This window comes from Haloferax sp. DFSO52 (assembly GCF_048158745.1).
In the GTDB taxonomy this organism is placed as follows: Archaea; Halobacteriota; Halobacteria; order Halobacteriales; family Haloferacaceae; genus Haloferax.
In genome coordinates, this window is sequence record NZ_JBLOPB010000004.1 from 215,467 (window position 1) to 230,260 (window position 14,794).

The following is a 14,794-nucleotide window of genomic DNA, read 5'->3' on the forward strand; positions in this document are numbered from 1 at the left end:
CGTGACAGCCAGTCTCGTTACCAAATCGATAATAAAGGGTTCACGGAGACGAGTGGCAGTCGATACTCGATGCCGACAGTTAGCGTCATCATTCCCACGTACAATCGAGCGGACGTCCTGCCACGTGCAATCGACAGCGCCCTCGGCCAGACGCTGTCAGACGTCGAAGTAATCGTCGTCGACGACGCTTCCACCGACGACACGGAGGCAGTCGTCACCTCGTACGACGACCCGCGAGTCACCTATCTCTGTCACGAGACGAACCAGGGGGGCAGTGCCGCACGGAACACCGGAATCGAGGAGTCGTCTGGCGAGTACATCGCCCTCCTCGACTCCGACGACGAGTGGGCATCGACGAAACTGGAACAGCAGGTCGAGACCATCGAACGGCGCTCAGACGAGTGGGTCGCCGCCTACTGCGGGACGACCATCGTCGACGACGACGCGTCGAACCTCCTGTGGGAGCGCGTCAAATCGTACGTCGGCGGGCATCAGTCGAGAGAAGGGGCTGAAGGCGGTGAAAAACTCGTCACGGAGATACTCATGGAGAATCTCCACACCAGCGCCGGTTCGACGCTCGTCGTCGAGTCAGACGTCGTCGACCGAATCGATGGCTTCGACGAGTCGTTCGAACGCTATCAGGACACCGAGTTCCTCATTCGGGTTCTCAAGCAAGGGAAACTCGCGTACGTGGACGAACCGCTCTTACTTCGCTATCCCTCGGGGGGGCCAAGCGCCGACGCAGTACGACGGGCGAACGCACACTTCTTGCGGGTGTTCTCCGACGACGTCGTCGAACTGGAGACGCGAGGATACAACGTGACCGGTGTCCACCTCTCTGCGCTGGGAGCACTGTACCTGCAGGAAGGCCGGTTCGATACTGGAGTAACGTTCCTCCGCGCCGGTTCGACACCTGGGCTGTCTCAACTCCCGGGGCTCGCGTTCAACGTACTCAAAGGCGTCCAGAACCGTCTCGACGCGTAAGCGACTACTCGTCGAATGGAGAGCCGAACCCCTCGGGCATCGAGCCATCTTCGGCGACGACGTTCTGCCGTCCGACACTGATTTTCTCGATCTTCCCCTCGTCGGCCATCCGGGAGAGCAGTCTGCTCACCTTCGACTTCGACCAGTTGGTGTTCTCGACGATGTCACTCTGATAGACCCACCCGTCGTCCTCGCGGAGCAGTTGGATTACTTTGTCCTCGTCGGTCAACGTCGGCTGCGACGAACTCAGTAATTCGTCTCGGTCGAATTCGGTGAGACGGTCTGTCTCGGCGGTACGTCCGTCGTCGTCTCCTTCTCCCGCGTCGGCTGCGGGTTTGGAGAGTGAGAACCAGGCCAGTACCGTATCGTCGAGCTCGTACTCCCTGGTGTTGATGAACCATCGTCCCCCGACGATGGCGACGCCGAAGAGCGTTCCACCCGCGGCCATAAGCATCGGCATCTCACTCGAGTCGTCTGGATCCGTTCCCAGTTTCGTCTCCAGCTTGTCGTTCAACCCGTCACCGTCGGTGTCGGCGACGATGGGACTACTGCCGTGTTCCCACTCGTACGCGTCCGTCAACCCGTCGCCGTCCGTGTCTGCCGTCGGGTCCTTCGGCGCCAGGTCCAACTTCATCTCGACACCGTCGGGGATACCGTCGCCATCTGTGTCCGGATCGACCGGTGACAGCGAGTTCGACAGCTCTGCGGCATCCGCCACGTTGTCGTGGTCGGTGTCGGCAGCGGTCGGAGAGGTGCCATAGTTTTTCACCTCGGCACCGTCTTCGAGGCTGTCGCTGTCGGTGTCCATGAGGAACATCGACGTATTGTTCCGCAGTTCGTTGGCGTTCTCGAGCTTGTCACCGTCGATGTCGCCAGTTTTAGAAATCGTCGTGATGTTGACGCTGTCGCTTCCCATCTTCGCGGACTGGCCGGGGTAGTTGTTCCAGAGGATCACCGTCGCGTTGCTGGACCCCTCGAACGCGGTGAGGTTCTCGAACTCGAACGTCACCGTCTTGTTACCGGGGGCGGCGGTCGCGTCTTTACAGTCGACCCTCTCACCCTGTTCGTTGTTCACGCAGAGCTTGTAGATGTTAGATTCGTTCGTCGCGTTGAACGTCACTTCGATCGTATTCGGTTCAGATTCCCAGAGGTATACCGAACCGTCCGACCGTTCGACAGAGACGGTGTTCGTGAACTCCGCTTCAACGAACGCTTCTCCTTCTGCCGAAGTCGCACCAGCAACCGGTGTAGAGAACCCCATCGTGACGAGGAGGAGAACAACCGTCAATATGGAGAGTCGACTCTGAAGCATCGTTACGGTGTCTGTTCCGTCATCGGCGTGTATCTATTTGGAGCGCTGTGGAGGGCAACGTCGTTACCGGTGTTACGGAATGGGTACGCACACTGGCCGTGGTTGAGTGCAGGGAGGGCGTCTTTATTCATTTGAGCGAACAGTTTGTCATATACATTATTTTCCTTCATCGATATGAATGTCACGGCATACGGAGGGTAGACTACGAATGTAGTGACATCTCGGAATCGGTGCCGAAGAACCGCTATCGTCGGTCTTCAGGAGATGCTGCGTTTCTGCAAACTGCACTTCCAGTTGACAACTAGCGTGCGGGCGTCGTCACTCTTCGTCCACGTCGAAATCGTCGAGAACCTGCCAGAACGTGAGTCCCGTGTAGACGCTCATGATAGTGAGCGCCACGAACAAGTGGGGGACCGAACCCACGACGGGGAGACCGAGTCCCGATGCACCGATGAGAAGACCGCTCATCCCGGAGACGCCGAGATAGTACGTTCCCCACGGGCGCTCGGAGTCGTCCGCTTTGGCGTCGTTTGAGCTGTCGTCGTCCGGCTGTTCGAGGTGAGCGATGAGTCTCTCTGCACGCGGTTTCTTCTCGACGATTCCACGACTCTGGTTGTAGTCGATGACGCCTTCTTCGTCCAGTTTCGGGAGGTGTGCCTGATACAGTGCGATGTACACTCGTTGGCGCTGGTCGGACATCAGCGCCTGCACAGTCGTATCGTGTTCCCACGCGGCGACCTGTTCGGCGATGTCTCGCATCTGAACGGGGCCTTCGCAACCACGCAGGTACTCGAGAACCTTACGCCGACGCTCGTTCTGAAGGAGATGGTATATCTCGTCTTTTCCGAGTTCGTCCGGCTGCTCGTCCGCGTCCGTCTGCTGGTCGATCAGCGAATCGTTTGGGCTGTTTACTTGGGCAGTCATCTTCGCTCGAAGCGTTATTTCGACCCCAAATAAATCGCTGAGTTCGTTCCGGATTTTCCGAATGTTGCAATCGGTTTACCCCCCTCACTAAGCCAAATTTCGTGATTTTCAACACTGTTTCAGATTGTTTCGAGCACCATAATCGCCAGACCTTGGCTTTGTTGGATATCTAACAATCGTCAGACGTTGAAGCGACGATAACCGGCGAAATCCGAATTGTTGCAGCCGCGAAGGGCGACCAGAAGAGCGGAAGACTACCGTGAGGGGGCGTCGACCTGTACCCGATGGTCGATGTCGGCGTCGGATTGTGCCGCCTCATCGAGCGATTTCGTCAGCTTCAGGACGCGTAACCCCTGTTCACCATCGACGACGGGTTCGGTGCCGGTCTTCGCAGCGTGTGCGAACGACTCGAGTTCACTCTTCAGGGGTTCGACCTCACCGACAGTGAGTGTCTCGACGAAGTTCTCGTGGCGGTGGCGGACCAGCGACTCGTCGTCGATATGTGTCGGGACCGACGACCGGTGGATCTCGATACGTTGGTCGATGTAATCGACCTTGACCCGGCAGTCTTCGGCCGAGATGGTGAGTCCACGAACTTTCTCTTGTGTGACCCGGCTCGTCGTCAACGACGCCGTTACGCCCGAATCGAAGCTGAGGTTGGCAGTGGCGTAGCGACAGTCGGGGGTGCCCACTGCGTTGTACGAGTCGACGTCACCGTCGACGATATCGAGGACGATGTCCAAGTCGTGAATCATCAGGTCCATCACGACCGAATCGTCGATTGCGCGGTCGATTGGGGGGCCGACGCGTTCGGTCGAAACTGCGTAGATGTTCAGGTCGTCGATGAGGGTGCGCAGCGTCTGGACCGCGGGGTTGAACCGTTCGATGTGGCCGACCTGTAGCGTGAGACCCCGGTCGTCAGCCAGTTCGATGAGTTCTCGGCCATTCTTGGGGTCGGCGACAAACGGCTTCTCGACGAGGACGTGGACGTCCGACTGCAGTGCGCGCTTGGCGTTCTCGTAGTGGAACTGCGTCGGGACGGCGATGGAGACGATATCCGCCACGTCGAACAGGTCCTCCAGCGAGCGAGCAGTCGTTCCGTACTCCTCGGCCACGTCTGCTGCTCGTTCGGCTTCGACGTCGAAGACACCGACGAGGTCGGTCTCTGAGAGTTCGTCGTACACACGGACGTGATTCTGGCCCATGCTCCCGACGCCGATGACGCCCGCCTTCATCGCGTCGTCAGTCATCAGACACCCCCATCGACGGTTCCACAGGCCGATTCGGTGGTTCGATGTCCACCTCGTCTCGGAGAACGGTGCCGACCCGTTCGACCTCCTCGTCGTCGAGTGCCGGATGGACCGGAATCGACAGAACCTGTTCGGAGACGAGTTCGGAGACGGGTGCGCTCACGTCGAGTACGTCGTAGGCAGGTTGTTCGTGGATACATCGTGGATAGTAGACGCCGCTTCCGATGCCGTGTTCGTCGAGCTGTTCGGCAACCGAATCCCGATTGCCGACGCGAATGGTGTACTGGTGATACGAGTGGCCGTAGCCGTCAGGCACTGTCGGTGTGACCGCGTTCGTGTCCGCGAGCAGTTCGTCGAGACGTTCGGCGTTCTCTCGACGGCGTTCGACGAATCCGGGCAACCGGTCGAGTTGGGCGCGCCCCATCGCCGCGGCAATACTCGTCATCCGGAAGTTGTGACCGAGTGAGACGTGCCGGTAGCCGTCGGACTCCCGGCCGTGGTTGATGAAACTCGCCGCGTTCGCAGCGACGTCCTCGTCGTCGGTGAGGACGATTCCACCTTCGCCGGTCGTCATGTTCTTCGTCGGGTAGAACGAGAAACACGCGGCGTCCCCGAGCGACCCGACTGGCGAGTCGAAGAACGTCGCACCGTGGGCCTGCGCGGCGTCTTCGACGAGCGCGATGTCGTACTCGTCTGCGATTTCACGCAATCGGTCCATCGGTGCTGGTAAGCCATAGAGGTGGACGACGACCATCGCACGAACGTCGTCTTCGAGCGATTCGAGCGTCGCCTCTACGTGTGCCGGGTCGAGATTGAACGTCTCCGGGTCGATGTCTGCGAACACCGGTTTGGCACCGGCGAACCGAATCGCGTTCGCCGTCGCGACGAACGAAAACGGTGTGGTGAGGACTAAATCACCGGGGCCGACACCGACGGATTCGAGTGCCGTATGGAGGGCCGTCGTCCCGTTCGACGTCGCAACGCCGTACTCGGCGTCACAGTACTCCGCGAACGCCGATTCGAACTCGCGGACTTCTGGACCGTCGGCGATCATGCCCGATTCGACGACGGATTCGATGCCCGAGAGCTCTTCGTCACCGAGTATCGGTGCGGCGATGTTGATGTCCTCACTCATCGGTGTAGCTCCTCTTCTTCGGTCGGTTCGGCCCCAGCGCAGTGGGTCGAACGTTTGTCTCTATCGTGGGTTCGGTGTGTTCCGCTCATGACTCATCGTGCGGCTTTGCGACCGCTGTTCGAGGACAAACACTATCACCGCATTATTATAGGCCAGATAAGCGGATTTAGACGTTGACAGGGCAAAATCTGCCGTATCATCCCCGGAGAACCACCACGAGGTTTTATTTTTATAGATTCCATAGGTCGAACTGTCAATGGCGCCATCATGGGCACCGGCAGGTTCGGACGATTCCGACAGCGAAACGGGCCCAGTACTCGACGATAGACCCGGTTTTGGCGGGGCCTCTGAAGCACAGCGGCGAGACAAAATTGTCTCTCTGGTCGACGCACGACCACAGACACCGTACACAGTTGGTGAACTCACTGTCGCCCTCGCCGAGTGGTTCGAATTCGAGACAGACGGGATGGTTCCCACCGACGAAGAGATTCACAGCATCCTCTTCGACTTCGACCTCCCACAACTCGAAGCCACGAATAGAATCGTTTTCGACCGCGAGACGGGACGTGTATTTTCCGTCGACGCCGCCGACGCCCTGGTGTCGAGCGATGCCAGAGCGACGGGAGACAGCGCCGAAGATTCCCACTCAGGTCCGACGACTGTCCGCACGTCCGACACGGCGACGAAGAGTACGGACAAGCGTGAGGTCCCAGCGCAGCGAGTGGCCGAACTTGGAATATTACTCTTCGGTGTCGCCGGCGTGGCACTCGCCGGTTCGAACGTTGCCCCGTTCGACACGTCCGCTGCGCTCGTCCCTGCCGTCGTCGTCGTTCTCTTCTTCGGTTACCGAGCACTCGACCGCCGGTAAGGTCGGCGGACAGCTGAGCGACCGGTGGGGCGTCGGAAGCGACACTATTTCACGTTTCTTAACGGGTTTGTAATGACGACCCGTCCGCCGAGGACTCACCTCGTGAACGACACCCAAGGCTGCCGCTTGGTGCCTCTTACTTCGATTTTCCCGGGATACTTACAGTCTGAATAAGCAAATGGGTACGACACCAACGAACGTTCATGAGTGACGTCGACTCGAACGATTGCATCGACACGGAACAGGCAGTCCACGAACACGGGGTGTAACCGATGTTTACAGGACACTTCGCTCCAGTGAGTGCCGCGTTCGTCGGACTCGCAGTCGCCACGTCGCGACTGGGACACACCCCCCGAATCGACCTGTCGATGGAGTGGGCACATCGGTTCGTCTTCCTGTTCATGCTCTGTGGCACGGTCACCCTCGCGCTGTGAGCAATCCGGCACGGGGAACCGGACACTGTACCCGAGTGCATCGGGGACGGTTCCTCAGACAGCGTCTCCCGTCCGACGACTCGTGAGCACCTCGTTCGCACTCCCGTGAAGGGGACGACTGACGTCACTGAAGCCGGTGTTCGACGACGCTTCCCACGACTGTATCGTGTGCTGCGCGCAGATGCTGGGATAACGTCGCTGCCGATAGGTCCAGACGGTCCGAAAGTTCCGTCCCGTTCGTATCGCGCGGCCACTCGTAGTATCCGGAGTGATACGCTGTCTTCAGCACCTCCGCCTGCCGGTCGGTCAACTCGTCTGCGACCAGTTCAGCGAGTCGCTGTGCTTCGTTTTCTGGCCGGATTTCTCGCTTAGCTTTCACTTCTATTCCCGGATACTCGGACCGAAGTTGGTCAGTGACTGCGTGGATGTTGGCACCTTTCGGGAACCGAACGTTTGCGGTGACGACACCGTCTTCGGCGACGACTTCGCCGAGACGGCCGCCATACACACTGACCGCCTGTGTGAACGGTGACGAGTCCGAAGTGACAGACAGCGACCCGTTCGTTCCGTCACTCCAGAGTACTTCGACCGACCGAACGAGTTCGTTGGTTTCGAGAACCGCTTCGACCTCGCTGGGGTCTACCCCTTCGGTTCGGAGGTACTGGAGGAACGTCTCGTCGTTGGTTCGGACTGTACTGGTGAGGGTGATTCGCCCGTCAGTCACACTTGTGAGGCCAGTGATTCCTTCCAGACCATCGGATAGTTCGAACGTTATCTCGGTCATCGAGTCTGCGACGAGCGCCTGTTTTCGGTCGACTGCGTTGAACGCGTAGCCGACCATCTCACCGAGTTCGGCGAGGAGTTGCGTCTCGCGTTCGTCGAACGCTTCTGCATCACGACTGTAGACACAGAGTGTCCCGTAAGGGATGCCCCCATACTCGATTGGGACGGACGCAGACGAGTGGAGTCCATGTTCGAGTGCCCGCTCTCGCCACGGTTCGAACTCTGGGTCGTCACTGATTCGCTGGGTGACTGCGACAGAGTCAGTTCGCAGTGATTGGCCAACTGGACCGCCTCCCCGGTCACCTTCTATCGACACGTCGAGGTTCTCGACGTACTCACCTTCCGTGCCGTCCCATTCGATCGGTCTGACGACGTTTCTCGATGGGTCGCTCTCGCCGATCCACGCCAGTTCGTACCGGTCGTCGTCGGTGAGACGTTCGCAGATGGCCTCACAAATCTCCTGTCGGCTTCGAGCCTGGACGAGTGCGCGGTCGATATCGCGAATGACGGCGTTGATTCGATTCAACGTCACGAGTTCGTCACGCTGATGTTCGAGTTCGCGCCTGCGTTGTCGTTGTTCGGTCATGTCCCGGACGACTGCGACGAACCCACGCACCTCGTCGTCGTCGCCTGTAATCGCACGAAGGACCACGCGTGCCCAGAACGACTCGCCGTCGTTCGTCTGTATCCATCCCTCGGCGTGCGATTCTCCGCGCATCACCGCTTCGGTCATGTTCGACGCTGAGAGGTACCGGTCGTCCTGGTCGTCGGGAACGAGCGCCGACAGACGCATCCCGATCGCTTCGTCTACGCTGAATCCGGTGATACACTTCGCACCGTCGTTCCAACTCTCGATACACCCGTCTCGATTCACCGTGAAGATGGCATACTCCGAGACGTGTTCGACGAGCGACTGGAATCGCCCTTCTTCTAATCGCAGTTGGTCTTTTACCTCACGCTTCTCTGTCACATCCAGTATGAATCCAGCGAGGCGTTCTCCGTCGGACGTCTCGACTCGTCGCCCACGTTCCCAGACCCACCGCGTCGTTCCGTCACGGCAGACAATCCGGTAAGACAGTTCGAAAGAGTCTCCGTCTTCGAGTTGGGACTGGATTTCGGTCCAGACTGTGTCCCTGTCCCGTGGGTCGACTATCGTCTCGCCCCACGAGATGGACGTTCGAACCTCGTCAGCGGTGTATCCGGTGAGCGATTCTATCCGACCGGCGACGTACTCCATCTCCCACTGCTTGGTGTTTCGACATCGATACGCCATCCCCGGAAAGGTATCGAGGAGTGACGAACGGACCCACTCGGTCTCCGCTAACGACTTTTTTGCCGATTGCTGGTCGGTGATGTCGGTGAAGACGTGGACGGTTCCACCGGCGAACCGGCCTGCTTGAAGCGGCCGTGCGTCGTGTTCGAGGACTCGTTCATCTCGGTCGTACCCTGCGGAGATTCGGGCGACTGTGTCGCTCGACTCCGAGTGGTCGGTGGCTATCTCGGAGTCGACGAGATACGACGTGATGTCACAACGGCCGTCGAATATCGGGTCGAGCCTCCGCTCGACGAACAGTTCGTGGTCGCTGTCGACGATTTCGAGGGAGTCGATACCGACGTATTCGGCGAACGATTCGTTCGCCCAGACGATGGTTCCATCGGCATCGACGACGTACGCGCCGGCGTCTATCTGTTCGAACGCCTCAGCGACGGACCGCCACTTTTCACGACTGCAGAGAGTTTCGACGACGAATTCGACGGTATCCGAGAGGTGCTCGAACGCCGACTGGGCGACCTGTTCATCGAAGACGCTGCCGACAGCGAGCGTGAGTCCACCACGAGATTCATCGGCAGTGACGAGAGGGACGAACACGAGTGCACGTGAGACGGAGTCGAACCGTTCGACTGGCGTCTCCGAAATCGTGACGTGCGTAACCTCCCGAGTTTCAACGGCATCGACCAGTCCATTTGGAGCGGACGCATCGAACTCGAGTGGGCCAGCGCTGTGTACCAGTTCAGTCGAATCGGCGCTAACGTCGACGCGGTCCATTCTGACGGCGTGGACACCATCGACTCGATGGAGACGGTCGACGAGGCTGGATTCGAACTCGGAGAGAGAAGCGACGGTCGTTCCGAGCTTCACGACGTCGGTGAGTACCTCGTCGAGTCGGTCACGGACAGCGAGACGTTTCTGTCCACGTTCGAGTTCGACACGGCGTTCGTGTTCCTCGGTGACATCGCGAAAGTAGACGGTGAGTCCGGTTTCGGAGGGGAATGCCCGAACGGAAAACCACGCATCCAGCGGGTCGTAATACTCCTCGAAAGAGACGGGGTGCTGCTCTGAGACTGCCCGCCGATACTCGCGGTAAAATGTCGTCCCGCGGGCTTCCGGAAACGCGTCCCAGAGCGCCTCTCCAAGGAGTTCCGACGACTCTGCGCCGAGCAATTCTTCCGCGTGGTCGTTCAGATACGTGACTCGCCAGTCTTCGTCGAGGGCGAAGACCGCATCAGTCATCCTCCCAAGCGCCTCTTCTCTCGATTCTTGGAGAGCGGGGTTCTCAGCTGTCATCGTTTCAGGTCCCAATTCAATATCGGTGTCTTCTCGTGTGTCGTGTACTGCCTCACCGAAGACAGTTCGATTCGGGGTGTAATCGTCTCGTGAAGATGCCTAATTAGTTTGTGGCCGTCCAGACACACTCGGTCGAAGCCGAACAACGCGACGACACCGATTCGTGAAATGGTCACAGTTACGTATCGATTTGTGGGACGCAGTTACGTATCGGATTGCGGGAGGATGACGAGTTTGCCACCGCCGTCTTGGCGACGAACCACTCGTTCCTGTGCCTCCAACCGACAGAGTGTTCGACTAATCGTCGAGTCTGACCAGCGGCTTCGTTCGACGATCTCCGACTGCGCGAGTACCCCACCTTCGACGAGCAAGAGTTGAAGGATTCGACGCTCGGGGTTGAGCAGTTCTGGTTCGACGCCGAGAAGCGGGTGGTCAGAGCGACTCGCCGAGTCCACCGGTTTGCCGTCGGGTTCGAGCGTCCCTCCATCTCGCAAGAGAGACGAGTTCCTGCGACTGGTCTGTGGGTTCATCGACTCGACTGTGGGAGACGCGACAGTGTCTGTGGCCTGTACCGCAGTGGGTCCGACCGCGGTCCAAAGCGAGAAGACGATGCCACAGAATGACCTCCAGAGGTTAGAGAAAGACGGAGACGACAGTGTGGACCGAACAGATGAGCTCGACTCACCGTCGGCTTCTGACCACTCAGTCGAGTGGAAAGAAGGATCACTGTCGTCTGTACTTCGGTCCGGCATGGAACTAATATCAGGCTCCCATTGTGTTGTGTCTTCTACCAATGATATTTGGTATTGGTCTGGTTCGGTAGATGGTCTGCAGCGCGACTGCCTTATAAATGGAACAAGAGACACGCGATTACCTCAGTTCCCGTAGTGGGGCAGGGGCGGGGAGAATGGCCGCCGTTTGGAGCGAGCTGTCTCGAACGCCGACGAAGGGTCCGGGTCAGTGGCGAGTCACATGATGACAGATGCGCGGTCAGCCAGACGATGTGTCCAGTGGTGTCATATCGGACCACGACGTGGCGAGTGGGCAGGTGTTTTCGAGTCAGTCGCCGAGTTTAGGCGTCCATTCCGGATTGTTCTCCGAGTGTGAGACGCCTCGTCTTTGTGGTTGCATATGCAAGTGGTCAGAACGGGAACCCTCGTGGAGGGCGTTCCACGAGGGCACGCTGAATCAACCGCTCGTGGCCCCGACGCAGGCGTTGTGACACCGCCTGATGGGAGATACCTAATATGTTTGCTATCGCAGTTAAATTGGCTTCCCGAGGAATGTCGTAGTATCCTTCTCGAAACGCAGTCACGAGTGTCTGGTACTGTGGGACGGTGAGTCCGAACCGGTCTGGGTTCGAGAGATCTTCGGTGTGTTCGAGACGTTCGACAGTGTGCTGAAGATCGGTCCGTTGCCACTGTTCGACCACTGACCCGAGCGAACTCCGGTCGTCGGTGAGAACTCGAAATACCCATTCGCTCCCTTGGCCGTGTGCGCCGACGACATTCAGCCGAGTGTCTGCGAAGAGTCTCATCGTTACGTCGGTCGTGGGGTTCAACCCGGTCCGATAGACACCGCCGTCGTCCGTCGAAAGGAGACGCGAGGGGTTGGCGACGCTCGGGTCGTCTTCGAGGAGCGCGTCGATTGCGAGAGAATCGTCTCCCCGAATCCACATCGCTGGTGACAGACTCGCGCCATCGAACTGCACCGACCGAAGCGGTCGTGCTTCGATACTCGAACGACCCGAGAGTGTCTCGTCGAGGACGAATTCCGTTGTGGGAACGCGGAGTGTCGCGATGGTGCTCACACTGTCCCATATCGGTCTATGGACGTTATTATCGGGCGAGTAAGCCCGATTTAGGCGTGCGTGGTTCGGCGCTCGATGACCCACTCACCGAGCGCGACGCTCACGACACCGAGAAGGACGCCGAAGACGACATCGGACGCCCAGTGGATCCCGAGGTACATCGTGGCGAAGGCGACAGTGGCCGCAATAATTGGGGCGACGAACGCCCACACGGGATACGTCCGATACGTCGAGATGGCGACGATGGCCGCTGTCACCGACAACGAGGTGTGAAGCGACGGAAAGACGTTGGTGTTCAGGTTCACTTCACCGGTGAGAATCTGAGTCTGCGGGTACGTACTGTAGAGCAGTGATTCGACTTGCCCGGGCAGGAGGTTTCGCGGCCCGTACGAGATAAACAGGAGATAGCACGTGAGACCGATAGCGTAGTTCACCGCGTACGCAACTGCGGTGAGTTCGAACGGGTGTCTGTCGTCCGAAAAGAGGTAGGCCACGAACGGGAACGTGAGCAAGAAGACGTAACCAGAGAGGTACACCGTCGAAAGGACTGCGGTGAGCTCCGGTGTTCGAAGTGACTGGACGTGGTGGACGAAGTCGCCTTCCAGCGCGTAGATGAGACCGGTCACGTTCCATCCGAGTGCCCACGAGACATCGGGTCCGATGTCGCGAGCGACTTTGTTTACGAGGAGGACGAAGACGAGCAACCCCAGGTACGGTGACGACTCACGGAGACGGTCACGGAGCGTTCCGAACCCCGCCCGCAACCGTGTCGGACCAACGACGCCGACTGTGGCGACGACGAGTCCGATGGCTGCCCCACCGAGCACCTGAACCAGCACAGAGACGAGTGGAGAGACGTTCATTCTTGCACCAGAAGTTCTGATTCGGACGAATACGTGTATCCTGCGTTCTCGAACATCGAGCGCGCCCGGTCGATGTCGAGTGTGCCTGTGCCACGAGTGCCGGCGAATTCGAGACTGTCGACGGTCGTTTTCCACGAGTCACCCTGCGGGGCGAACTCCGTCGTCCCGAGTATCGAGACGACGTCTGTCGCGTCGCCATCGAAGAGATACGAAGTGAGGAACTGGCGGTCGACGAGTCGGGCAACCGCCCGTCTGAATCGGGGGTTCGTCAACGGGGCTCGACGGAGGTTGTAGCCCACGTGGTAACACCACCGCGACTGGTTCTCCAACACGTCGAGGGAACTCGTTGACCGGGCGACGTCCGCTGCATCGGGTGACAACGGATTTGCCGTCGCGTCGACGGTCCCTCCTCTGAGGAGTTCGACTGCTGCACCGTCCGATGGGACCACCGTGAATTCGAGCGAATCGAACGAGAATCCACCCTCGAACGGTTCGAGTGGTTCCTCGACGGAGTCGCTCGAGAGGAAGTGAGATTCGAACGGTTCCATCGAAACAGACTCTCGAAGGGAGGTCCCAGTAACGCGAAGGGGGCCACTTCCGACCGGGCGTAGATTGTTTCGGACGAGAGCTTCGGTGACCGGTCCACCGTTCGGCACGGGCATACTCGTCTTGCGGGCGTACGCTTCCCACACGTGTTTCGGAAGTATCGGAACCGTCAACGAGCGTTCCGCGACTGTTTCGGCCACGTCGTCGAATCGGATGTACACCTCGCGGGCCGACCGAACACTGACCTCCTCGACCAGCGAGGCCCGGCCACGGTACCGAGGCGACGGGACGGGTTGGTCGAACGACCCGAGCGACGTGTCGTCGAGGAACTCGAACGTGAACTCGACGTCTGAAGCGGTCACGTCGCGGCCGTCGTGCCACGTCAGGTCGTCACGAAGTCGAACGGCGAGCGTCGAGGAGTCGCTGTCGAGCCACGACCAGGACTCCGCCATCCACGGGCGAAACTGCCCGTCGAGTTCCCGTCCGAGTGAATCGTAAATGAGCCTGATGACCGTTCCATCGGAACGAAACGGCGCAGACAACGGGTTCAGGTTCTCCGTCGGGCGGGCGTCCGTCGTCGTTATCCTGAGACCCGTCTCCGACGGCGACGTTGCCGTCGTCCGTTCAGTCGTCGTCAGTGTCGACTGGTTCTGGACGGCGTCCGACGCCGTCTCGGCAGGAGTCGACGGCACGGACTCGGGGTCGGCAAGGGTGGCAGCGAGATACGCGGGAACACTGTGAATCGGCGGTTCAGACGGCCACTCGACCCGCTCTGGGCGGGTCGCTCTGAACGTGGTCGGAACGCAGATTGGTGTGAGTGGTTGGTTTTCGACGAGTCGCCGTTGAACGTCTTCGAGGGTCGCCGCTCGTACGGGCCCGGTCTCCGTCCGCTGTCGTTCGAGCAGTGAATCGACCGAGAGGTCGCCGTATCCGAACGGATTTTTCCACCCTGTGTCGGGAGAAAACCGAGAGTGAAAGAGCGGTCGGAGAAAGTCTGGGTCCTGCTGGAGCGGGTATCTGTAGACGTACATGTCGAAGTCGTGGTTCAAAAGGACCGACCGGAGGAGTTCCTCGCGACTCATCGGAACGACAGTCGCGTCGATACCGACCTGCTGGAGGCGCGTCGAGAGATATCGCGCGAGTTTCGTCGCCGCCGCGTCTGCATCGGCAGGGACCGTCTTGATTTTCAGTGAGAGCTGCCGCGTTTCGTCACGCGAGACGGCGGACTCGAACTGCCTGATGCACCCGCTCGTCAGGCCGGCAGCGGCCAGCGCTAGAAGCGACCGTCTATGGAGTCGTGGAGATGACATCGTCGAATG

13 protein-coding genes are annotated in these 14,794 nt (G+C 59.4%); 3 read left to right on the forward strand and 10 right to left on the reverse strand.

All coding sequences use genetic code 11. The features are described from left to right. The first annotated feature begins 69 nt into the window (after nucleotides 1-69). The gene (locus tag ACK3SC_RS18345) at nucleotides 70-984 is read left to right on the forward strand and encodes a glycosyltransferase family 2 protein (RefSeq protein WP_416841696.1); all 915 of its coding nucleotides are present in this window, start codon (nucleotides 70-72) and stop codon (nucleotides 982-984) included. Nucleotides 985-988: 4 nt separating this feature from the next. On the opposite strand, the gene ACK3SC_RS18350 is transcribed toward ACK3SC_RS18345, so the two are convergent. The 5 genes from ACK3SC_RS18350 to ACK3SC_RS18370 all read right to left on the reverse strand — a co-directional run bounded on the left by ACK3SC_RS18350 (nucleotide 989) and on the right by ACK3SC_RS18370 (nucleotide 5,605). Next, nucleotides 989-2,245, reverse strand: a complete 1,257-nt coding sequence (locus ACK3SC_RS18350; protein ID WP_416841697.1) for a MarR family transcriptional regulator — start codon at nucleotides 2,243-2,245, stop codon at nucleotides 989-991. 53 nt (nucleotides 2,246-2,298) lie between these two features. Next, nucleotides 2,299-2,427, reverse strand: a complete 129-nt coding sequence (locus ACK3SC_RS18355) for a hypothetical protein (protein WP_416841698.1) — start codon at nucleotides 2,425-2,427, stop codon at nucleotides 2,299-2,301. Nucleotides 2,428-2,614: 187 nt separating this feature from the next. Beyond that, nucleotides 2,615-3,220, reverse strand: a complete 606-nt coding sequence (locus ACK3SC_RS18360) for a hypothetical protein (RefSeq protein ID WP_416841699.1) — start codon at nucleotides 3,218-3,220, stop codon at nucleotides 2,615-2,617. A gap of 254 nt (nucleotides 3,221-3,474) precedes the next feature. Continuing rightward, nucleotides 3,475-4,470, reverse strand: a complete 996-nt coding sequence (locus ACK3SC_RS18365) for a Gfo/Idh/MocA family oxidoreductase (RefSeq protein ID WP_416841700.1) — start codon at nucleotides 4,468-4,470, stop codon at nucleotides 3,475-3,477. Then, a complete protein-coding gene (locus tag ACK3SC_RS18370) occupies nucleotides 4,463-5,605 on the reverse strand; it encodes a DegT/DnrJ/EryC1/StrS family aminotransferase (RefSeq protein ID WP_416841701.1) in 1,143 nt (380 codons plus the stop codon). The genes ACK3SC_RS18365 and ACK3SC_RS18370 overlap by 8 nt, the downstream gene beginning before the upstream one ends. Before the next feature lie 256 nt (nucleotides 5,606-5,861). Here ACK3SC_RS18370 and ACK3SC_RS18375 point away from each other — a divergent pair, with 256 nt between their 5' ends. Together ACK3SC_RS18375 and ACK3SC_RS18380 are read left to right on the forward strand one after the other, a co-directional pair. Beyond that, the gene (locus tag ACK3SC_RS18375) at nucleotides 5,862-6,473 is read left to right on the forward strand and encodes a hypothetical protein (RefSeq protein ID WP_416841702.1); all 612 of its coding nucleotides are present in this window, start codon (nucleotides 5,862-5,864) and stop codon (nucleotides 6,471-6,473) included. Nucleotides 6,474-6,745: 272 nt separating this feature from the next. Then, a complete protein-coding gene (locus ACK3SC_RS18380) occupies nucleotides 6,746-6,907 on the forward strand; it encodes a hypothetical protein (RefSeq protein ID WP_416841703.1) in 162 nt (53 codons plus the stop codon). A 124-nt stretch (nucleotides 6,908-7,031) separates the two neighbouring features. Here the strand turns inward: ACK3SC_RS18380 and ACK3SC_RS18385 are convergent, their stop codons facing one another. The 5 genes from ACK3SC_RS18385 to ACK3SC_RS18405 all read right to left on the reverse strand — a co-directional run bounded on the left by ACK3SC_RS18385 (nucleotide 7,032) and on the right by ACK3SC_RS18405 (nucleotide 14,785). Next, nucleotides 7,032-10,256 carry a PAS domain S-box protein gene (locus ACK3SC_RS18385; RefSeq protein WP_416841704.1) on the reverse strand — a complete coding sequence of 1,075 codons (3,225 nt, stop codon included), beginning with the start codon at nucleotides 10,254-10,256 and terminating at the stop codon, nucleotides 7,032-7,034. A gap of 203 nt (nucleotides 10,257-10,459) precedes the next feature. After that, the gene (locus ACK3SC_RS18390) at nucleotides 10,460-10,786 is read right to left on the reverse strand and encodes a helix-turn-helix transcriptional regulator (protein ID WP_416841705.1); all 327 of its coding nucleotides are present in this window, start codon (nucleotides 10,784-10,786) and stop codon (nucleotides 10,460-10,462) included. Between the two features lie 611 nt (nucleotides 10,787-11,397). Then, nucleotides 11,398-12,066: a helix-turn-helix domain-containing protein gene (locus tag ACK3SC_RS18395; protein WP_416841706.1), complete on the reverse strand. Its 669-nt coding sequence runs from the start codon at nucleotides 12,064-12,066 to the stop codon at nucleotides 11,398-11,400. Between the two features lie 50 nt (nucleotides 12,067-12,116). Continuing rightward, entirely contained in the window at nucleotides 12,117-12,929 is an 813-nt protein-coding gene (locus ACK3SC_RS18400) for a phosphatase PAP2 family protein (RefSeq protein ID WP_416841707.1), read from the reverse strand. Continuing rightward, nucleotides 12,926-14,785 carry an ABC transporter substrate-binding protein gene (locus ACK3SC_RS18405; protein WP_416841708.1) on the reverse strand — a complete coding sequence of 620 codons (1,860 nt, stop codon included), beginning with the start codon at nucleotides 14,783-14,785 and terminating at the stop codon, nucleotides 12,926-12,928. The genes ACK3SC_RS18400 and ACK3SC_RS18405 overlap by 4 nt, the downstream gene beginning before the upstream one ends. Between the last annotated feature and the right edge of the window lie 9 nt (nucleotides 14,786-14,794).